Source organism: Micromonospora sp. NPDC049359 (assembly GCF_044466585.1).
GTDB lineage: Bacteria > Actinomycetota > Actinomycetes > Mycobacteriales > Micromonosporaceae > Micromonospora.
Window position 1 is genome coordinate 101,264 of record NZ_JBITMW010000013.1, and the last position, 18,765, is coordinate 120,028.

Sequence of the window (18,765 nt, forward strand, 5' to 3'; positions counted from 1 at the left end):
CAGGCAGACGACCCGATGAACGTCAACGTTGGCGGCGTTCGGCGTACCCGCGTCCGACGGCGACGCGGACGCGCGGCGCGGTACGACGCCCACTGCCTACAGGTACTCGGCTGCGATCTCTTCCGCTTCGTTCACGAACTCGTCGAGTTCGGACGGCGACAACTTCGCCTCTAGAAGTAGCTGTCCAAGAACGAAGACCTCAGCTGCGATCACGGTTTCCGCGGGGATGTTGTCGGCCAACTCCTCCTCGCCCAGGGCGGCGCGGATGAGGCCCTCCATTTCGAGGGCCGGCAAAGTGCCGCCGTCCTCGTACTGAGCACGGGTCGCGGCGACCCAGCCAGCCACCTCGGTCGGGGTGGCGTCGGGCGCGAAGCGCCGGTGGACGGCGAGGGCGAACGCCGCCCCAACGACCTGGAGCCCGCCGACCCAGCCACTCGCGCCGATCTCTCCCACCAAGGTATCGGCGGCATCCCAGTCAGCTCGGGCCAACGCCCGGATCAGATCGCTGAGCGCACTAACGTCCACGTCTCCAGAACCTCGCAATCAGTCTGCCGGTCGCCGCTGCGAGCCGGTTTGCCGCCACACCTGCCAACAAGCCGACTACAACGAGGTTTCCTGCGGCCTCCGAACCATCGATCTTCGCTCGTGGCGTCGGGGGCGGGGCGGCGGGGGTGCCGGTGCCTGTCGATTGTGTCCCTGAAGGGCCTTTAGGGTTGATGAAGACCTTGATCAACTTCTGTGTCTTGTCGGTGGCGTTAGCTGCGTGCTCCTGCAGATCGTCCGCTTTCCGCAGTGAGCGGTTGACCCAGCCCCGCGCCCTGGCGCGAGCAAGAGCTCGCCGGTCGCTGTCCGTCAGCAGGTCCTCCCCGCCTGGTGGCCCGGACGCGGCCTCCGCCGATCGCGGCGCCGAGCCGGGAGCGATGACGTTCAGAAAGTCGGCCACGTTCCGGGCGGCGTCGCTGCTCAACCGAGCGATCCGCTGGGCCTTGTCGGCGCCAGTGCGGCTCTGGCTGACCGCCGCACGTAGCTTGGGATGGTCGGTACCCCTTCCCACAGCGGAATACCGGGCGTGCCCCTCGGCGACGTCCGTTGCGGCGCGGACTGCCTGGACCGCAATCGCGTCCAGGCGGTCGATCGTGGACCGGAGTTGGGCCACGACCTGACCGAGCAGGTCGCTCATCCCAGCGCCCTGCCGAACTCGTCAGCGCTCTTCTGAGCAGAGGTGATGACTCGCATCGTCAACGTCACCTCACGTACCGCATCGACGACGGCCTTGCGGGCCTTCTCGGCTTCTTCCCGCCGACTGTCATACAAGGTGACGAGCATGAGGCCAGCGGCTTCATCCAGAGACTCGCCGACTTCCTCGACAATCGTTCTGCCCTGGTCGAGCAGTTGGCTCGCCTCTCCGAGGGCTGCCTTGACCTCGCCGATGCTCATAGTCAGCCAAGGATGTTGATGTACTGCCGGGCCGCCGCGGTGCTGCCCTGGAGGGTCGTGGCTGCCTCGGTCAGACGTTGCTTGCTCTGCTCGGCTCGGGCGATCGCCTCAGCGATGGCCGGATGGCCAGTGCCTGCGGATACCGCGCGCAGCCGAGCGAGCACCTGGTCGGTGCCGTCGATGGCGGCGCGGATCTGGCTCGTCGTCGTGACGCTCTGCTCGGCTGCCTGGGCGAGCGCGGCTTTGACTTGCTCGATGCTGGCCATGCCGTCCTTCCGGTCGATCGCACGGCGAGGGGCACCGGCGTTCTGCACGGGCAGTAGCGACGCAGACACTACCCAACATGAATCCCTCTCCGTAGCCCCGTCTCGGGGCGTCGCGCTAGCCCGGTTTGATGCTGGCGAGCTGGACGAGAAGTTGAATCAGCCGATATGCCTCGGCGGCGTCGACGGCGCGGAAGGCGACCGTCCGGCCGCCGCCGACCCGGGTCACACCCGGCACCAGAACGGCGAGGTCGACCATGTACGGACCGTATAGATCGACCTCCACGTCCAACGGCCCGGACATCGTCCACGGGGGAATCGAGGCGCGGCGGGTGATGGCATCGGCGGCAGCGTGACGCAGCCGCTCGCGCACCTCCTGCGGATGCAGAGCCACCGCGGCGGCCTGGCCCAGGGTCTGCTTGACAGCGACGGTGACCGCCGAGGGCACCAGCTCACCGAACTCGGCGCAGGCGGCGTCATCTCCACTGAGCAGGACGACCGGCACGTCCAGGTGCCCTGCCATGGCGGTGTTGAGGCCGATCTCGCCTAGTGACCGACCCGCCACGCGTACGTCGAGGATCGCGTCACTCATCGTGTGGGCCAGCACGGCAGGGCCGGCACCGGCCCGAGCGTGATAACCGATGAACATGACGGCATCCGTGTGCTCGTCCAGCCCGGCCAGCATGCTCAGCGGGCGCGGCTTGCCGCGCAGGAGGTGAGCACGGCGGTCGAGGTCCTCCGGCAGGATGTTGCGGAACGACCCGTGCGCGTCGGCAACCCACACCACGGCGTCAGGTGCGGCATCGAGAACGCCAGCGATGACCGCGTTCGCCTCGGCGGTCATCACAGTCCGACCGCGCTCGTAGTCGTACCGATCGGGGTTCGTCTCGGTGGGATGCACGATCCCGGAGATGCCCTCCATGTCGACGGAGATCAGTACCTTCATGGCTCTGGGAGCCTACGCGCTCCCGATGGGTCACGGCGGTGTGCGCGTCAGCCAGCACGTGCCACGCTCCGGTGACGTCGCCGCTGTCGAGTTGGGCACGGGGCGGCGTCGACGAGGTGCGCCGCCCGGTGTTCGGCGGGCAGCAGGGGCCAGTCGGTGCGGTCCGCCCCGGTTGTCTCGCCGGTCACCGCGACTCGGCTGAGGGGCTCCGGGAGAAGATCCGCCGCAAAGCCTGACATATCCCTGACCTGCGTCGTCATATTGGTGAGGGCGGCGACCGGCGGCCCGGGACGGAGTGCGAAATGAAGGTTTTCATCGCTGGTGGGCGCGGCCGTGTCGGCACCCCCCTTGCTGACAAGCTGGAGGCCATGGGCGTCGAGGTGGTCTCGGGAGGACTCGATGACGGGATCGACGTGATCTCTGGCGAAGGGCTCGCCGAGGCCCTCGTCGGGGTTGACACCGTCGTGAATGTCCTGAACACCCCCCGCTTTGATGCGGAGGGGGCAATTTCGTTCTTCGAGGGGTCGACCAACAATCTGGATACGGAGGGCAAGCGGGCCGGGGTGCGTCATCACGTCCTGCTCTCCATTGTCGGCGTCGGACAGGGAGACGCGTCCGAGATTGGGTACTACCTCGGCAAGGTAGCGCAGGAGAAGGCCGCGCGATCCGGTTCGATTCCCGCAACCATCATCCGCGCCACTCAATTCCAGAGCTACATTCCCATCCTCATTGACCAGCACACTACGGACGCCAAGGTTGTCGCTCCCAGATCGTTGATCCAACCCGTCGAGCTGGACGAGGTCATCGAGCTGCTCGCCGAGGCCGCCACGAGATGGGAGCCGGGAAGTGAGGTCGAGATCGCTGGGCCCGACCGCTTCTACCACGATGACCTCTTCCGTGCCACCCTGGTTGATCGCGGAGACAACCGCGAGGTGGTGACCGTGGACGCGGAAGGGGCACCCGATGCCATGGTTCCACGTGGCGCCTACCGGGTAGGCACTGTGCGGTATCCCATTTCAGGGATCCCCACCGTCTGAAAAGGCACCCAATGTCGGAGGATTTTCCCATCGAATCCGCAGGGTCTGAAAAAGCCGAGCGCGATGAATCGCGGGCCTTCGATTCCGTCGCCGCCGAACGACGCCATTTGATGTCGCTGGCGTTTCGCATGATGGGCACCCTGGCCGACGCTGAAGATGTCGTGCAGGAGACGTATGTCAGGTGGTACCGCCTGGATGCCGAGGAACGCGAAGCGATCGCCACACCCGCTGCGTGGTTGATGCGAGTGGCGAGCCGGATCTCACTCGACATGCTGAGCTCCGCGCGGGCACGACGGGAGACGTATGTCGGACAATGGCTACCGGAGCCGGTCCCATTCGACCTCTTTGCGGATGCGGCGACGGGGCCAACGAGCTCCAGTCATATCGCCGCCGATCCGCTCGATCGCGTTTCCCTCGACGAAACGGTCAGCATGGCTCTGCTGACGGTCCTTGAGTCCATGACCCCAGCCGAGCGAGTGACGTTCGTACTGCATGATGTATTCGGTGTGCCGTTTGGCGAGATTGCTGGCGTGGTAGGCCGTTCACCCGGCGCCGTCCGGCAGTTGGCGACGTCCGCACGTCGGCACGTTCGAGAGAAAAGGCGGGCGCAGGTTTCCCCGCGACAGCATGGTGAAGCTGTTCGGGCGTTCCGCGACGCAACGGTTGGCGGGAACATCAAAGAGCTGTTGCGCGTATTGGCCCCAGATGTAGAACTGCGAGTAGACGGCGGCGGATTCGTCAATGCCGCACCTCGGGTCATCCGTGGTGAGGACCATGTAGCGCGGTGGCTCATGGGAGTGATGCGCAAGCAACCCGCCCTCCGTTTTGAGCGACGCGACACGGCCGACGGTCTCGGATACATGCTGACGGACGGGGAGCGTCGTTATGGGATGGCCACCTTTGACGTCAGTGCTGAACGTGTCACGAATGTCTGGCTGATGCTCAATCCGCTGAAACTGACGAGTTGGTCACTGGGCCAAGAGTGGTCGGGTTGATCGACAGCAGGTCGCCGAGGTGGGGGCATCCACCCGCTCCGGATACCCCCACCTCGGCGATCTGGAGTGGATCAGAGCCCTGCGGCGGCGGCGAGACGGGCCTCGTCCGGGGTCTGGGCGTGGATGTGGAAGCGCAGCGACCGGGCGTCGGTGAAGCACTCCCGCATCGGTCGCACCAGGTCGCGGTGCTCCTCGGTGCGCTCCCACGCCTCGAAGTCGGCCAGGCTCGCCCACTCGCTGGTGATCAGCCACTGCTCCGGGTCGGTCGACGAGCGGCACACCTGGTCCACCAGGTGCCCCGGCACACCGTCGGCGACCAGGTGCCGGATCTGCTCGTACGCGGCCAGAAACGCCTCCGTACGCGGCGCCGGCACCCGGACCAGGAAGACCACTCGGGCCCGCTGTCCGCTCACGGCGTCTCTCCTTCCGTCGGCGCGGCGCCCCGCAGGACCAGCGCGCTGTTGAATCCGTCGAAGCCCCGCGCGCAGACCAGCGCCAGCCGGCTGCGCGGCCGGCGGTGCTCACGCAGGAAGTCCAGCTCGCACCCGTCGGCGACCTCGTCGGGGCCGGCCGAGGCGGGCAGCGTGTCGTGCGCGAACGCGAGCAGGGCGGTGGCCACGTCCAGTGCCGAGCCGCCCTGGTGGGCCCGGCCGGTCAGCGGTTTCTGGGTGGTGACCGGGGGCGGCCGGTCGGCGAAGACGGCGCGCAGCGCCGCCGCCTCGCTGCGGTCGTAGCGGAGTACGCCGAGGGCGTCGGGCAGCACCACGTCGATCGCGGTCGCCGCGACGCCGGCGCGGTCCAGGGCCAGCCGCATCGCCCGCGCGTACTGGATCGGGTCGCCGGCGCTGTCGGCGGTGGTGTGCGCGGCGTCGTGGGTGGCCCCCCAGCCGCTGACCTCGCCGTAGATCCGGGCGCCCCGGGCCAACGCGTGGCCCAACTCCTCCACCACGAAGACCGCGCCGCCCTCGGCCGGCAGGTAGCCGCTGGCCGTCGCGTCGAACGGCCGGTACGCCCGCTCCGGGTCGGCGACGTCGCTGAGCAGCCCGGAGCGCAACTGGCAGGCCAGGGCGTACGGGCTCAGTGGACACTCGGTCGCCCCGGCGATGACCACCGGAGTCCCCCGGCGCACCGCGCGGGCGGCGTGCGCGAGGCTGTCCAGCCCGCCGGCCGCCTCCGCGACCAGCACGCCGCTCGGACCCTTGAACTGGTGGTGGATGGAGAGCTGTCCGACGCTCGCCGCGTAGAACCAGGCGATCGACTGGTACGCGCCGACGGTGCGCGACGGCCCACCCCAGAGCCGTTGCAGTTCCCGCTGCCCGAACAGGTTGCCCCCGGACGAGCTGGCCAGGGCGACCGCGTAGCCGTACGGGTCGGGTGCCCGCTCGGGCAGCCCGGCGTCGGCCAGCGCGAGGCGGGTGGCGGCGAAGCCGAGGTGTGTCCATCGGTCGGTCTGCACGAGTTGCCGGCTCTCGGCGTAGGACTCGGCCGCGAAGTCGGGCACCTCGCCGCCGAGGCGGGTGGGGTAGCCGGCCGGGTCGAAGAGCGTGATCGGCCCGGTGCGCCGGGTGCCGGCCAGGACGGTACGCCAGTGCGCGTCCGCGCCGACGCCGCTGGGCGCGACCACACCGATTCCGGTGACGACCGCCCGGGCGGTGCTCACGCCGCCGCCGGAAGTCGGCGGAACACCATCGCCGACTGGAAGCCACCGAACCCGCTGCCCACCGACAGGGCCACGTTCACCGGCACCTCCCGTGCCTCGTTGGGTACGTAGTCCAGGTCGCACTCGGGGTCACGGGTGCTCCAGTTGGCCGTCGGCGGCACCACCCCGAACTCGATCGCGAGGGCGCAGGCGGCCATCTCGATCGACCCGATCGCGCCGAGCGAGTGCCCGACCATCGACTTGATGGAGCTGATCGGCACCCGGTACGCGGCCTGGCCCAGCGCCCGCTTGAACGCGGCCGTCTCGTGCCGGTCGTTCTGCCGGGTGCCCGAACCGTGCGCGCTGATGTAGGAGACCTGCTCCGGGATGATCCGGCCCTGCCGCAGCGCGTCGCTGACGGCGAGGCCCATCTCCAGCCCGTCGGGGCGCAGCCCGGTCATGTGGAAGCCGTTGCTGCGGCTGGCGTAGCCGGCGACCTCGCAGTAGACGTGGGCGCCCCGCCGTCGGGCGTGCTCGGCCTCCTCGAGCACCAGCACGGCCGCGCCCTCGGCCAGCACGAATCCGTGCCGGTCGGCGTCGAACGGGCGGGAGGCGTGCGCTGGGTCGTCGTTGTCGGGACTGGTCGCCTTGATCGCGTCGAACGAGGCGACGGTGACCGGTGAGATCGGCGAGTCGGCCGCGCCGGCCAGCACGATGTCCGCCTCGCCGTCCACGATCATCTGGTGGGCGTAGCCGATGGCGTCGATGCCGGACGTGCAGCCGGTGGAGACGACCTGCGCCGGGCCGTGCAGGCCGTGCCGGCAGGCCACGTCGGCGGCCAGGCTGCTGGGCACCAGCGCCTGGTACAGGTATGGGCCGCCGAGTGCCGCGTCGACCAGCCACCGCCGGCCGTGCTCGCTGACCCGCACGTACTCCTCTTCCAGGGCCATCGTGCCGCCCACGGCGGTGCCGAGCACCACCCCGGCGCGGTCCCGCTCGGCGTCGGTAAGCACCAGGCCGGCGTCGGCGATGGCCTCGGTGGAGCAGGCCAGCGCGAACTGAACGTAGCGGTCGGCGCGACGCCGCTCGGCGTCGGTGAGCCCGGCGGCGACCGGGTTGAAGTCACACTCGGCGGCGATCTGCGAGCGGAACGGCGACGGGTTGAAGAAGCTGATCCGCCGGGTGGCCGTACGCCCCTCGGTGATGGTCTTCCAGAACCGGTCCCGGCTGGCGCCGCCGGGGGCCACGACGCCCACGCCGGTCACCACGGTGCGACGGCCGGTCACCGCGCCACCTCTGTTCGCGACTGCGGGGCTCGCAAACCCGGCTCACTCCTCGCGCTCACGACCCACCCCCTGTTCGACGAGTTCGGTGTCGACGTGCCCCAGCTCGGGGCGCGGGGCCAGGGGGCCCAGGTGGAAGACCACCTCGGCCGGCTCCGTGCCGGTGTTGCGCAGCCGGTGCCGCACGTTGACCGGTACGAACAGCGCCTCGCCGGTGGCCACCTGCGTGGGCTGGTCGTCGAGGTCCACGGTGATCGCGCCGCGAGCCACGTACAGGAACTCCTCGCTGTAGGGGTGGTAGTGCTCGGCGATCCGCTCCCCCGGCGCGAGGGTCGCCACCCCGAGGAAGCCGGAGGTGCTGCCGACGGTGCGGGGGCCCAACAGCACCCGCAACTCACCGCCGCGTCGCCGGTCCGCCGGTACGTCCGAGGCCGCTATCAGCCGGGTGCCCAGGTCACTCATCGCCGGCCTCCCCCGCGGCAGAGCCGGCCTGCGCCGGGGCGGAGCCGGCCTGCGCCGAGGCGTCGCCGTCGACGGAGCCGGCCTGCGCCGGAACCGAGCCGCCGGCCGGGCCGCTCCGGCCGGCGCGTTCCCGGGCGATCCGCTCCACCCGGTCCTTGATCACGGCGAGTTGGATGACGCTGTTGGTGTTGATCCGCTCGGTCATGGCGGCGTTGTCGACGGGCGCGGTCGGCTTCATGGCGAAGTCCTGCGTCCAGGTCATCCGGGTGCCGCCGGCCTCCTCGGTGTAGCGCCAGTGGATCCTCATGTACTCGAACGGCCCGGTCTCCACCCGGTGCGCCCGCACCTGACGGCTCACCGGGTCGGCGGTGCGTTCGCTGACCCAGCTCCACGCCACCCCGTTCTCGTCGGGGTACATGGTGAGCCGGAACCGTACGGTGTGCCCGTCGCGGTGCAGGATCTCCACCACGGCGTACTCGGTGAACAGCTCGGTCCAGTTCGCCACGTCGTTGGTGACGTCCCAGACCAGCGCGAGCGGCGCGTCGATGAGCACGGTGTTCTCGGTGTGCCCGGGCGGGTCGGTACGGCGGGCGACCAGGTCGGCCACCGCCGCGATGCTCAGTTGCCCGGCCTGCTCGGGGATGCTCACCTGCCACCGGTCGGCGACGACCGCCGAGAGTTCCAGCAGGGCGAGCGAGTCCATGCCGAGTTCCTCCAGCGACGCGGCGGGCGTGCGGGCCGCGGCCTCGGCGTTCAGGCCGCAGTGCGCCACCAGGATGTCGGTGATCTCGGCGGTCATCGGGCGACCATGGGTGACGGTCATCGGGTCCTCCTGTGGGTTACGTCGGGCTCCGCGGCGGGCGCGGCGCGGGGTGTTGGGGTGGCCGCCGGCCGCGACGCGGGCGCGGCGAGCAGGCGGTCGACGAGGCCGGTGGTGTAACGGCCCTTGCGGAACCCGGCGTCGTCGAGCACCCGCCGGACGAACGGGATGGTGGTGTGCACACCCGGACCGGCGATGTCGAACTCGTACAGCGCGCGTTCCAGCCGGTTGAGCGCCGACTCCCGGTCGGGCGCCCAGACCACGACCTTGGCCAGCAGGGAGTCGTACCAGGGGCCGACCAGGTAACCGGCGCGGGCGTGGGTGTCCACCCGGGTGAACGGGCCGCCCGGCGGGGTGAACCGCTCGAGCCGTCCGGGGGTGGGGGCGAAGCCGCGTGACGGGTCCTCGGTGTTCACGCGGCACTCCACGGAGACGCCGCGCAGGTGTATCTCCTCCTGCCGCCACCGCAGCGGCACGCCGGCCGCGATGTGCAGTTGCTCGTGCACCAGGTCGATCCCGGTGACCATTTCGGTGACGGGGTGCTCCACCTGGATCCGACAGTTGATCTCCAGGAAGTGGAAGCGTTCCTCGGCGTCGACCAGGAACTCCAGCGTGCCGGCGCCGACGAAGCCCACCTCCAGCGCGCCCCGCAGCGCGGTCTCGGCGATGGAGTCGAGCGTCGCGGCGGACAGCGCGGGGGCGGGGGCCTCCTCGACGAGTTTCTGGTGTCGGCGCTGCACCGAGCAGTCCCGGGTGCCCAGGTGCACGCCGTTGCCGTGGGCGTCGCAGAGCACCTGCACCTCGACGTGCCGGGCCTCGGTGAGGTAGCGCTCGACGTACACCCGGTCGTCGCCGAAGGCGGCCTGGGCGGCGGCCCGCGTCCGCGCGTACGCCCGGGCCAGCTCGGCCGGACGGCGCACCACGGTCATCCCCCGGCCGCCGCCCCCGGCGGCGGCCTTGACGATCACCGGGTAGCCGACGGCGTCGGCGACCTCGGCCGCCGCCGCGGCGGTGGCCACCGGCGCGACGCTGCCCGCCGGCAGCGGCAGTCCGGCCCGGCTCATCAGGGCCCGGGCCGAGGACTTGTCGGCCAGCGCCGCCATCACCGCCGGCGGCGGCCCGATGAACGTCAGCCCGTTGTCCGCGCAGATCTCGGCGAAGTCGGCGTCCTCGGAGAGGAACCCGTATCCGGGGTGGATGGCCTGCGCGCCCACCTGGCGGGCGGCCTCCACGATCGCGGCGGCGTTGAGGTAGCTGCGCCGGCTGGACGCCGGTCCGATCCGGACGGCCTGGTCGGCGAGGCGGACGGCCGCGGAGTCCGCGTCGGCGGCGGAGTAGACCACCGCCGTGCGGACGCCGAGTTCCCGGCAGGCCCGCAGCACCCGCAGGGCGATCTCGCCCCGGTTGGCGATAAGAACGGTCTCGAACATCGCCACCCCCGCCGTCAGGCCGGATCCAGCTCGACCAGTGGCTGGTCGTACTCCACCGGCTGACCGTCCTCGACGAGGATCGCGACCACCCGGCCGGCCCGGTCGGCGCTCACCTCGTTCATCAACTTCATGGCCTCGACGATCGCCACCGGCTGACCGGGACGGACCAGGTCGCCGACCGCGACGAACGGCCCAGCGCCCGGCTCCGGCGCGCGATAGAACGTGCCGACGATCGGCGCCCGGATCGCGGCGCGGCCCGGAACCGGGGGGCGGATCAGCGCGGCCGGCGGACCGGGCGCGGCCGCGGTCGGCGGCGGCGTGGCGGCGGCCACCGGCAGGGCCGCAGGTACGCCCGAGCCGCCGACCGGCTCGTCCGGATGCCACTCGATCTCGAGCACGGTCGCCCCGCTGCGCAGCCGGATCCGGCGTACCGGCCCGGCCAGCTCGGCGAGCAGGTGCCGGGCCTGTCGGCGTAGCCCGGCCAGCACCTCCTCGCCGTCCGTGTCGGATCCCTGGGATCCGTCCGCCCGGACGCGCCCGTCGACGTCCGCCCGGCCGTTCGGGCCGTCGGCGGTGGACACCGTCGCGCCGGCCGTCATCGGGCACCCGCCTGGTTGCCGGCGCGGGTGGCGCCGAACCGACGGAAGCGCTGCCGTCGCAGGCGGACCAGCATCGCGGGCGGAACGTCCAGCAGCGGCAACAGATTGGCCAGCAGGGCGGCGCGCAGCCGCCGGGCGGTCTCCGCCGGGTCGTCGTGGGCGGCCGTCGCGGGCTCGGAGACGATCTCGTCGACGACGCCGAGGCGACACAGGTCGGGCGCGGTCAGCCGCAGCGCGCGGGCCGCCTGTGGGGCGGCGGAGCGGTCCGGCCAGAGGATGGCGGCGCAGCCCTCCGGGCTGATCACCGAGTAGACGGCGTGTTGGAGCATCAGCACCCGGTCGGCGACGCCGAGGGCCAGCGCGCCGCCGCTGCCGCCCTCGCCGGTGATCACCGTGACGACGGGGGTCGGCAGCACGGTGAGGGTGAGGATGTTCTCCGCGATCGCCGCCGCCTGCCCCTGCTCCTCGGCGCTGATCCCCGGGTCCGCGCCGGGCGTGTCGATGAGGGTGACCACCGGCAGGCCGAGTCGCGCGGCGAGACGCATCAGCCGCAACGCCTTGCGATGCCCGGCCGGGCTGGCCATGCCGAAGTTGCGGGCGACCAGGTCGGCGGTGGTGTGCCCCTTCTGGTGGCCGATCACCATCACGTGCCGCCCGGCCAGGCGGGCGATCCCGCCCACGATGGCCGGGCAGTCCCCGCCGAGCCGGTCGCCGTGCAACTCGACGAACCCGTCGAAGACCGAGTCCAGGTAGTCCAGGGTGGTGGGTCGGCCGGGGTGGCGGGCCGTGCGCACGGTGTCCCACGCGTCGCGTACCGCCGGCTGCGTGCCGTCGTCGGCCGCCGCCGTGGGCGGTCGCTGCCCGTCGGCCACCGCCGGCGGGACCGCGTCCACCAGACGCTCGTGGTGTCGCGCCGGCTCCTGACGGGGTACGGACGCCCGCGCCGGACGGCCGGTGCGGGCCGCGGCCAGCAGCGCCGCCAGCCGACCGCGCAACGACCGGCGCTGCACCACCATGTCGACCTGCCCGTGACGCAGCAGGAAGTCAGCGGTCTGGAACCCCTCCGGCAGGGCGCGACCGGTGATCTGACGGATCACCCGTGGACCGGCGAAGCCCATCCGGGCGCCGCTCTCGGCGAGCACCAGGTCGGTGTTGGTGGCGAAGGATGCCGCCACGCCGCCGTAGGTCGGGTCGGTGAGCACGCTGACGGTGAGCAGGCCCGCCTCGCGCAGGGCGGCGATCGCCTGGCTGACCGTGGCCATCTGCATCAGCGACAGGGCGCCCTCCTGCATCCGGGCGCCGCCGGACGCGGTGACCAGGATGAGCGGCACCCGGTCGTCGAGCGCCCGCTCGGCGGTGCGGGTGATCAGCTCGCCCACCGCGGCGCCGAGGCTGCCGCCGAGGAAGCGGAAGTCCATCACCGCCAGGGCGGCCGGGTGCCCGCCGATGGTGGCGGTGCCACAGAGAACAGCCTCGGGCAGGCCGGTGGCGGCCCGCGCGGCGGTGAGCCGGTGCGGGTACGGGAGCACGTCGACGAAGTTCAGCGGGTCCGCCTCGGGTATCCGGTCGGGCAGCAGGCGCAGCGAGCCCGGGTCGACGAGCTGCCGCAGCCGCTCCGGCGCGCCGAGGCGGGAGTGCTCCCCGCACTCCGGGCACACGTCCAGGTTGCGGCGTAGCCGCTTGCGGTAGAGCAGGCTCGCGCAGCCGGCGCAGCGGGACCAGAGCTGCTCCTCCTGCCCCGCGGCGGCGGTCACGAGCGCCCTCCGGCGTCGAACCGGTAGAAGCAGCGCGCCATCGCGTCGCGCGGGGAGCGCCAGGTCGGCAGGTACGGCGAGACGTACGGCCGGAGCCGGTCGCTGACCCGGATGAACTCGGGGTGGCCCCGGGCGGCCTCGACCGCCGGCTGCGCCGGCTGCTCGGTCTCGAGCAGGTGCACGTAGAGGTCGTGCAGCCGGTACAGCGCGCGGTGCCGGACGCCGACCAGGCGCGGTAGCTCGGTCGCGTCCGACTCGGCGAAGATTTCGGCGACCTGCTCCTGCGCGGTCGGTACGACCTTCGCGATGATCAGCGATCGGTCCATGGCTGGGCCTCCCCCCACGGCGTCCGGGTCGGCCGGATGAGCCCCGGGGACGCGCTGGACGACTGCCGCCACGATGCGGCAGTCGTCGTCACGGCGGCGTCACCGCGACGGATCGACCGGCGACGCCAAACGGTGACGCTGCGTTGACGCAACCTGTGTATGAGCTATGCGTCCCATGTGCAGCCCGCCTCGAATGATCGATGTTTTTGCAGTTCAGAACCGATTTCATGGGCGAGATTGGGCCAACATGGGCGTTGACTCACCGTGACCGTAATTGATAATCTTCACGGTGGTCAGCCCGGCGGCTCCGGCGGGTGACGCCGCGCGTGGACAGCCGTGGTCGGATTCCATCGACGGAGCCGACGGTGGCGACGCGGGCAGCCGATCCGGGACACAGCAGACAGTCGGGACGAGCGTTCCACAGAGGGGTGCCGCCGTGGCCGCTGATCCGTCCGTGCCGACCGCCGAAGGCCCCGGCGAGGGTGACCTCGCGCTGCACCTGCTCGGCGGCTTCCGCCTCCTGCACGCCACCGCGCACATCGTGGTGCCGCGCGGACTGCAACGGGTGATCGCCCTGATCGGGCTGCGCCCCGGCGCCACCCGCAGCCAACTCGCCGGGCTGCTCTGGCCCGACGTGTCCGAGGAGCGGGCGCTGTCGTCGCTACGGACCGCGCTGTGGCGGCTGCGGCAGGACCCGTGCTGCCCGATGGTCGTGGCCGGCGACACCGTCCGGCTGGCCCCGGCCGTCCGCCTCGACGTCGACGACCTCGTCGGGACGGCCGAGCGCGTCCGCAACGGCGACGACCCGCGGACCACCGCCGGGGCGCTCGCCGCCGGCCGGCACGACCTGCTGCCCGGCTGGTACGACGACTGGGTGTTGCTGGACCGGGAACGGCTGCGGCAACTGCGTCTGCACATGCTGGAGCAGGTGTCCGCCCAGCACCTCGCCGCGGGGCGGCACGGCGAGGCGTTGGAGGCAGCGTTGGAAGCGATGGCCGCCGAACCGCTGCGCGAGACACCGCACCGGCTGGTGGTCCGCATCCACCTCGCGGAGGGCAACGCGTTCGAGGCCGTGCACGCCTTCTACGTCTACCGGGACCTGCTGCGCCGCGAGCTGCGCCTCGAACCCAGCCCGGCGATGAGCGCCCTGCTCGACGACACGCTCGCCCCGATCCGGGCGGCCACCCGCCCCGCCGCCGGCCGGGACACCGCCGTACGGCCGTCACCGGCCGGTCGGCACACGTGACGGTGACGTGACACGGCCTGCGGCACGGTGACCGCATCAAGCACGTGACCACCGGCCTGCGGGTCGGGATCGGCCACCGGCGGAAGGGGTCCCATGAGTCGTCTACTGATCGTCAGCCGGATCATCCCAGGCGCGGAGGGGCGGGTCGCCCAGATCTTCGCCGAGTCCGACGCCACCGAACTGCCCGGCCTCACCGGCGTCACGCACCGGTCCCTGTACGGCCTGCACGACGTGTTCGTGCACGTCATCGAGACCTCGGACGTCAATCCGGGCGCCCTCGCCGCCGCCCGTAACCATCCGCTGTTCCAGCAGGTCAACGAAAGGCTCGCGGCGCACACCTCGCCGTACCTGTCGACCTGGCGCTCCCCGAAGGACGCCATCGCCGAGTGCTTCTACCGCTGGGACGCGGCCGACGCGGCGGCGCCTCACCCGGCCGGCTGACATGTCCACCACGGGACCGCACGTCCTGGTCATCGGCGCCGGCACCGGCGGCCTGTGCCTGGCGCACGGGCTGCGCCGCGCCGGCATCAGCGTCGCCGTCTACGAGCGGCATCGGCACAGCGGAGAAGGGCTGCTCGGATACCGCGTGGGCATCGGTCCGACCGGCAGCCGGGCACTGCGCGACTGCCTGCCACCTCAACTGTTCGCCACGTTCCTGGCAACCTGCGCCCGGCCGCCGAGCTACTTCAACGTCGTCACCCAGCGGCTGCGCGAGACCGCGTCGTTCGAGCTGCGGCCGGCCGTCGATCCCGTGCGGACGGAACACTCGGTGGCCCGGATGGTGCTGCGCCAGGTGCTGTTGACCGGCCTGGCCGACGTGGTGCACTTCGACAAGACCTTCGTCCGGTACGAGCAGCACGACGACGGCACGGTCACCGCCCACTTCGCCGACGGGACCACCGCCACCGGCGACCTGCTGGTGGCGGCGGACGGCACGCACTCGGCGGTCCGCCACCAGTACCTGCCGCACGCGGTCATCCGGGACGCCGGGACGATCAACATCGCCACGCGCATCCCGCTGACCGCGCAGACCCGCGGTCTCGTGCCCGAGCGCGTCGCCAAGGGCATCTCGCTGATCTTCGGCGTCGGCGGCACGATGGGCGTGCTGCACGTGATGGAGTTCAAGTGGGACGCGAACCGGACGATCAAGCCCGGGGTCGGCGACGACGACGCCGCCCTGCTGCGGGCCTGGTCCGGCCTGTCCGAGCAGACCAGCGCCGACTACATCAACCTCATCATCTGGAGCACCGCCCGTCGGTTCCCGTCCGACGTCCTGGAGCGCCGGGGCGAGGACCTGAAGCGGGTCGCGCTGGACCTGACCCCGAACTGGCACCCAGACCTGCGGGAACTGTTGCGGGTCAGCGACCCGGGCAGTGTCCTGCCGATCAGGGTGAGCACGTCCGAGCCGACGCCACCCTGGAAGAGCAGCACCGTCACCCTGCTCGGGGACGCCATCCACACGATGACCCCCGGGCGCGGGGTGGGGGCGAACACCGCGCTGCGCGACGCCCGCCTGCTCTGCCAGCACCTCACCAGCGCCGTCGCCGGGGACAAGACGCTCGTGCAGGCCGTGGCGGACTACGAAGCCGCCATGGTGCCGTACGGCTTCGCACGGGTCGCCGAATCACTGAACCGCAGCGGCACCAACGGCGAGGACCGGATGTACCGCCCGGTGGTGGGCCGTCTCGCCCTGCTCGGCGCGCGCGGCTACTTCGGAGTGACCAGTCGGGTGCCCCCACTGCGACGCCGTTTCGTCGACGACTTCCACACCTACGAGGGCGACGAGGACTGACCGCGGCACCCACCGACCCGGGTACGACGTGCGAGCGTCGTACCCGGGTCGCCTCGTGCCCGGCGGGCGCCGGTCGCGACGTCGGCGCTGGTGGGCGCGACGCTGCGTCACCCGTCGGGCACCCCGCGAGGTGGTGGGCGTCGGCGCGCGCCGTACGACCGGTCCTGTCTGTCGTCGTCCGATCGCGTGTGCGAAGCTGCGGCGAGTTTTTCTCGTGACTTTCTCGACGAGGTGAGAGGGAGGTTCGCCGTGGAGTGGTCTATCGGACACTCGCTGATAGTGGTCGTGGCGGTGTTGCTGGGCCTGGCCGCCGGATGGTTGCTGCGCGGCCGGCAGGGCGCGGGGGCCGCCGCACGGCCCATCGTGGACGGCGATCCCGTCGCCGGTCTGGCCGTGGTCACCAGCCCGGAGCCACCGGCCATGACCGACGAGGCCCGGCCGGCGGCGAGCATCGACTCCCCGCCCGCGGCGGTCGCCGACGAGCCGGCCCCGGTCGACACGGTCAGCGCGCCGGCCACCGTGACCACGTCGGACGATTCCGCGCCGGACGCCGTCGACCCCGGCGACATGGCCCTCACCGAAGCCCCGCCGGCCGTTCCGGCCGACGACCGGACCGCCGCGTTCGACGAGCCGGGCACGGTCGACGAGCAGCCCGCCCCGGCGACGGTGGTCGCCCCACGTCAGCCGCTGGACGACCGCAACGACACTCCGTCCGACGAGCCGATCGACGCCACGCCGGTCGACACCACGCCGGCCGAGCCGGTCGACGCCACCCCGGCCGACGCCACCCCGGCCGAGCCGATCGACGCCACCCCGGCCGAGACCGTCCCGGCCGCGCCGGACGAGCAGGCCGAGGCCGTTCCCGCCGAGAGCGCGTACACCGGGACGACGCCGGCCGACACGACCCCGGCGGTCGCGGCCGGTCTGCCGGCGGTGGACGTCGACGAGGCCGAGCCGGCGCGGGCCACGCCGCCGGTCCGCGCGACGGACGCCCCGCCGATCCCGGCGGCCACGGCGGACACCGACCCGACGGGCCCGGCGGACACCGACCCGACGGGCCCGGCGGACGACTTCCGTCGGATCCAGGGTGTGGGGCCGAAGATGGCGGCCGCGTTGCAGGCGGCCGGCGTGCGCACCTACCGCCAGCTCGGCGAGCTGGACGAGCCGGCGCTGCGCGACCTGATCCGGACCGCCGGCCTGCGCGCCGCGCCCGCGCTGGCCACCTGGCCCCAGCAGGCTCGGGTGCTGGCCGGCGCCGGCGACGCGGCGAGCGCCGTCCTGCCCGGCGGCGACCAGGGCTGACGCACCACCGTGAACCCCCGGACGTCCGCGCGGACGTCCGGGGGTTCGCTCGTTCCGAGCGCGCCCGACGGAGGCCGGGACGCGGGTCGACCAACCGCCCGGTCGGGGGACGGTGGGACGAATCCCGAGGTGGCGGGGTGGGCCGCTGGCTAGCGTCGGTCGGGGTGGGCCGGACGGTCCGCCACGTCGACCGGCACCGCAGGAGCGAGCGTGCAGTTCTCCGCGCCGGAGCCCGGGCCTGGCAGGACGCGACCACCGGTACGCGACCCGGATTCCCCCCGCCGGGTGACTCTGCTCGAACTCTTCTTCGACCTGGTGTTCGTGGTCGCGCTCGCGCTCATCTCACGCGGCATGGTCGACCAGCTCGACTGGCACCGCGCCGGACAGGCGTTGATCCTGCTGGCCGCCGTCTGGTGGACGTGGGCGATCACCACCCTCGTCACCGACCTGTACGACCCGGAACGGACCGAGATCAAGCTGCTGATCGCCTCGGTCATGTTCGGCGCGCTGCTGATGACCACCGCGATCCCCGAGGCGTTCAACGCGCGCGGGATCGTCTTCGCCGGCACGTACGTGGCCATCCACCTGGGGCGCGGGCTGTTCCTGATGCCGGCCGTGCGTCGCCAACCACAGACCCAGCGCCGGGCGTTGCGCATCTTCACCTGGTTCGTCGTGTCGGCGATCCCCTGGATCATCGGCGCGTTCGTCGCCGGTGACGCCCGGCTGGCGTGCTGGGCCATCGCGCTGGCCATCGACTACACCGGCTTCCGGCTCGCGTACCCGGTGCCGGGGCTGGGGGTGGTGCCGGAGCCGCAGCGCAACGTCACGGCCGAGCACCTGTCCGAGCGGTACCAGCAGTTCTTCATCATCGCGCTCGGCGACGCCATCCTGACCATCGGCACCATGTTCAACCTGGCGCACACCGAGGCCCAGAACATCGCCTCGTTCGCGGTGGCGTTCGGGACCACGCTGCTGCTCTGGCGGATCTACGTCCACAAGTCCGGCCAGCTGCTGCCGACGGCCATCAAGATGTCCGGCGCGCCGGCCAAGTTCCTGTTCACCGCCCCGTACACCCACCTGCTGATGATCGCCGGAGTGGTGACCACGGCCGCCGGGTTCGACCTGGTGCTGCACGACCACCCGGGACGTACGCCGCCGGCCTGGGTGGCGGTGATCCTCGGCGGCCCGGCACTGTTCCTGGTCGGCCGGTCCTCGTTCGAGTACGAGGTGTTCAGTCGGGTGTCGCCGTCCCGCCCCGGTGGGCTCCTCGCGTTGCTCACGATCGCGCCCGTGGTGATGTACCTGCCACCGCTGGCCGCCTCGTTCGGCGCGCTGCTGGTGCTGGCCGGGGTCGCCTACGCGGACCACCTCCGCAGCCACGGCAAACCGCCGGAGCCCCCCGCACCGCCGCACTGAACCAGCCGCCGGCCGGCG

Annotated in this window: 21 protein-coding genes; 7 read left to right on the forward strand and 14 right to left on the reverse strand. The window is 71.9% G+C overall.

What is annotated here, in order from left to right; translation table 11 throughout:
* Positions 1–96: 96 nt before the first annotated feature.
* From ACIBTX_RS26525 to ACIBTX_RS26545, 5 genes are all read right to left on the reverse strand, one after another.
* Positions 97–525 carry a hypothetical protein gene (locus ACIBTX_RS26525; RefSeq protein WP_396833134.1) on the reverse strand — a complete coding sequence of 143 codons (429 nt, stop codon included), beginning with the start codon at positions 523–525 and terminating at the stop codon, positions 97–99.
* Positions 515–1,180: a hypothetical protein gene (locus tag ACIBTX_RS26530; RefSeq protein ID WP_396833135.1), complete on the reverse strand. Its 666-nt coding sequence runs from the start codon at positions 1,178–1,180 to the stop codon at positions 515–517. Before ACIBTX_RS26530 ends, ACIBTX_RS26525 begins: the two co-directional genes overlap by 11 nt.
* Positions 1,177–1,437 (reverse strand): hypothetical protein, encoded by a 261-nt coding sequence (locus ACIBTX_RS26535; protein WP_396833136.1) that lies wholly within the window; start codon positions 1,435–1,437, stop codon positions 1,177–1,179. Before ACIBTX_RS26535 ends, ACIBTX_RS26530 begins: the two co-directional genes overlap by 4 nt.
* Positions 1,438–1,439: 2 nt before the next feature.
* On the reverse strand, positions 1,440–1,703 hold the full coding sequence (locus ACIBTX_RS26540; RefSeq protein WP_357119107.1) for a hypothetical protein: 264 nt from the start codon (positions 1,701–1,703) through the stop codon (positions 1,440–1,442).
* A 115-nt stretch (positions 1,704–1,818) separates the two neighbouring features.
* Positions 1,819–2,646 carry a M55 family metallopeptidase gene (locus tag ACIBTX_RS26545; RefSeq protein WP_396833137.1) on the reverse strand — a complete coding sequence of 276 codons (828 nt, stop codon included), beginning with the start codon at positions 2,644–2,646 and terminating at the stop codon, positions 1,819–1,821.
* Between the two features lie 302 nt (positions 2,647–2,948).
* On the opposite strand from ACIBTX_RS26545, the gene ACIBTX_RS26550 reads away from it, so the two are divergent.
* Together ACIBTX_RS26550 and sigJ are read left to right on the forward strand one after the other, a co-directional pair.
* Positions 2,949–3,683, forward strand: a complete 735-nt coding sequence (locus ACIBTX_RS26550) for an SDR family oxidoreductase (protein WP_396833138.1) — start codon at positions 2,949–2,951, stop codon at positions 3,681–3,683.
* A gap of 11 nt (positions 3,684–3,694) precedes the next feature.
* Positions 3,695–4,678: an RNA polymerase sigma factor SigJ gene (sigJ, locus tag ACIBTX_RS26555; RefSeq protein WP_396833139.1), complete on the forward strand. Its 984-nt coding sequence runs from the start codon at positions 3,695–3,697 to the stop codon at positions 4,676–4,678.
* A gap of 71 nt (positions 4,679–4,749) precedes the next feature.
* Here the strand turns inward: sigJ and ACIBTX_RS26560 are convergent, their stop codons facing one another.
* Genes ACIBTX_RS26560 through ACIBTX_RS26600 form a run of 9 tightly spaced genes read right to left on the reverse strand, consistent with a single transcriptional unit; the run spans position 4,750 to position 12,991 of the window.
* On the reverse strand, positions 4,750–5,091 hold the full coding sequence (locus ACIBTX_RS26560) for an antibiotic biosynthesis monooxygenase family protein (RefSeq protein WP_357119113.1): 342 nt from the start codon (positions 5,089–5,091) through the stop codon (positions 4,750–4,752).
* Positions 5,088–6,338 (reverse strand): beta-ketoacyl synthase N-terminal-like domain-containing protein, encoded by a 1,251-nt coding sequence (locus ACIBTX_RS26565; RefSeq protein ID WP_357119115.1) that lies wholly within the window; start codon positions 6,336–6,338, stop codon positions 5,088–5,090. The genes ACIBTX_RS26560 and ACIBTX_RS26565 overlap by 4 nt, the downstream gene beginning before the upstream one ends.
* Positions 6,335–7,603, reverse strand: a complete 1,269-nt coding sequence (locus ACIBTX_RS26570; protein WP_396833140.1) for a beta-ketoacyl-[acyl-carrier-protein] synthase family protein — start codon at positions 7,601–7,603, stop codon at positions 6,335–6,337. Before ACIBTX_RS26570 ends, ACIBTX_RS26565 begins: the two co-directional genes overlap by 4 nt.
* A 42-nt stretch (positions 7,604–7,645) precedes the next feature.
* Positions 7,646–8,062: a cupin domain-containing protein gene (locus ACIBTX_RS26575; protein WP_396833141.1), complete on the reverse strand. Its 417-nt coding sequence runs from the start codon at positions 8,060–8,062 to the stop codon at positions 7,646–7,648.
* Positions 8,055–8,885 carry an SRPBCC family protein gene (locus ACIBTX_RS26580; RefSeq protein WP_396833142.1) on the reverse strand — a complete coding sequence of 277 codons (831 nt, stop codon included), beginning with the start codon at positions 8,883–8,885 and terminating at the stop codon, positions 8,055–8,057. The genes ACIBTX_RS26575 and ACIBTX_RS26580 overlap by 8 nt, the downstream gene beginning before the upstream one ends.
* The gene (locus tag ACIBTX_RS26585; RefSeq protein WP_396833143.1) at positions 8,882–10,312 is read right to left on the reverse strand and encodes an acetyl/propionyl/methylcrotonyl-CoA carboxylase subunit alpha; all 1,431 of its coding nucleotides are present in this window, start codon (positions 10,310–10,312) and stop codon (positions 8,882–8,884) included. Before ACIBTX_RS26585 ends, ACIBTX_RS26580 begins: the two co-directional genes overlap by 4 nt.
* A 14-nt stretch (positions 10,313–10,326) precedes the next feature.
* The gene (gene accB, locus ACIBTX_RS26590) at positions 10,327–10,911 is read right to left on the reverse strand and encodes an acetyl-CoA carboxylase biotin carboxyl carrier protein (protein ID WP_357394218.1); all 585 of its coding nucleotides are present in this window, start codon (positions 10,909–10,911) and stop codon (positions 10,327–10,329) included.
* Positions 10,908–12,665 carry an acetyl-CoA carboxylase carboxyltransferase subunit alpha gene (locus ACIBTX_RS26595; protein WP_363661246.1) on the reverse strand — a complete coding sequence of 586 codons (1,758 nt, stop codon included), beginning with the start codon at positions 12,663–12,665 and terminating at the stop codon, positions 10,908–10,910. Before ACIBTX_RS26595 ends, accB begins: the two co-directional genes overlap by 4 nt.
* A complete protein-coding gene (locus tag ACIBTX_RS26600) occupies positions 12,662–12,991 on the reverse strand; it encodes a TcmI family type II polyketide cyclase (protein WP_357119136.1) in 330 nt (109 codons plus the stop codon). The genes ACIBTX_RS26595 and ACIBTX_RS26600 overlap by 4 nt, the downstream gene beginning before the upstream one ends.
* Before the next feature lie 436 nt (positions 12,992–13,427).
* Here ACIBTX_RS26600 and ACIBTX_RS26605 point away from each other — a divergent pair, with 436 nt between their 5' ends.
* The 5 genes from ACIBTX_RS26605 (at position 13,428) to ACIBTX_RS26625 (ending at position 18,747) form a co-directional block, all read left to right on the forward strand.
* Complete coding sequence (locus ACIBTX_RS26605) at positions 13,428–14,237, forward strand: BTAD domain-containing putative transcriptional regulator (protein ID WP_357394214.1); 810 nt, start codon at positions 13,428–13,430, stop codon at positions 14,235–14,237.
* A 93-nt stretch (positions 14,238–14,330) separates the two neighbouring features.
* Positions 14,331–14,678 carry a TcmI family type II polyketide cyclase gene (locus tag ACIBTX_RS26610; RefSeq protein WP_357119142.1) on the forward strand — a complete coding sequence of 116 codons (348 nt, stop codon included), beginning with the start codon at positions 14,331–14,333 and terminating at the stop codon, positions 14,676–14,678.
* 1 nt (position 14,679) lies between these two features.
* Complete coding sequence (locus ACIBTX_RS26615; protein WP_363661245.1) at positions 14,680–16,029, forward strand: NAD(P)/FAD-dependent oxidoreductase; 1,350 nt, start codon at positions 14,680–14,682, stop codon at positions 16,027–16,029.
* 249 nt (positions 16,030–16,278) lie between these two features.
* The gene (locus ACIBTX_RS26620) at positions 16,279–17,331 is read left to right on the forward strand and encodes a hypothetical protein (protein WP_363661244.1); all 1,053 of its coding nucleotides are present in this window, start codon (positions 16,279–16,281) and stop codon (positions 17,329–17,331) included.
* A gap of 210 nt (positions 17,332–17,541) precedes the next feature.
* Entirely contained in the window at positions 17,542–18,747 is a 1,206-nt protein-coding gene (locus tag ACIBTX_RS26625; RefSeq protein WP_357119151.1) for a low temperature requirement protein A, read from the forward strand.
* The last annotated feature ends 18 nt before the right edge of the window (positions 18,748–18,765 follow it).

Excerpts from the sequence above, each read along its gene's own strand:
- ACIBTX_RS26550 (WP_396833138.1), top strand. The coding sequence starts at position 2,949 with ATGAAGGTTTTCATCGCTGGTGGGCGCGGCCGTGTCGGCACCCCCCTT.
- ACIBTX_RS26585 (WP_396833143.1), bottom strand. The coding sequence starts at position 10,312 with ATGTTCGAGACCGTTCTTATCGCCAACCGGGGCGAGATCGCCCTGCGG.
- sigJ (WP_396833139.1), top strand. The coding sequence starts at position 3,695 with ATGTCGGAGGATTTTCCCATCGAATCCGCAGGGTCTGAAAAAGCCGAG.
- ACIBTX_RS26610 (WP_357119142.1), top strand. The coding sequence starts at position 14,331 with ATGAGTCGTCTACTGATCGTCAGCCGGATCATCCCAGGCGCGGAGGGG.
- ACIBTX_RS26600 (WP_357119136.1), bottom strand. The coding sequence starts at position 12,991 with ATGGACCGATCGCTGATCATCGCGAAGGTCGTACCGACCGCGCAGGAG.
- ACIBTX_RS26545 (WP_396833137.1), bottom strand. The coding sequence starts at position 2,646 with ATGAAGGTACTGATCTCCGTCGACATGGAGGGCATCTCCGGGATCGTG.
- ACIBTX_RS26575 (WP_396833141.1), bottom strand. The coding sequence starts at position 8,062 with ATGAGTGACCTGGGCACCCGGCTGATAGCGGCCTCGGACGTACCGGCG.
- ACIBTX_RS26535 (WP_396833136.1), bottom strand. The coding sequence starts at position 1,437 with ATGAGCATCGGCGAGGTCAAGGCAGCCCTCGGAGAGGCGAGCCAACTG.
- accB (WP_357394218.1), bottom strand. The coding sequence starts at position 10,911 with ATGACGGCCGGCGCGACGGTGTCCACCGCCGACGGCCCGAACGGCCGG.
- ACIBTX_RS26615 (WP_363661245.1), top strand. The coding sequence starts at position 14,680 with ATGTCCACCACGGGACCGCACGTCCTGGTCATCGGCGCCGGCACCGGC.
- ACIBTX_RS26540 (WP_357119107.1), bottom strand. The coding sequence starts at position 1,703 with ATGGCCAGCATCGAGCAAGTCAAAGCCGCGCTCGCCCAGGCAGCCGAG.
- ACIBTX_RS26580 (WP_396833142.1), bottom strand. The coding sequence starts at position 8,885 with ATGACCGTCACCCATGGTCGCCCGATGACCGCCGAGATCACCGACATC.
- ACIBTX_RS26530 (WP_396833135.1), bottom strand. The coding sequence starts at position 1,180 with ATGAGCGACCTGCTCGGTCAGGTCGTGGCCCAACTCCGGTCCACGATC.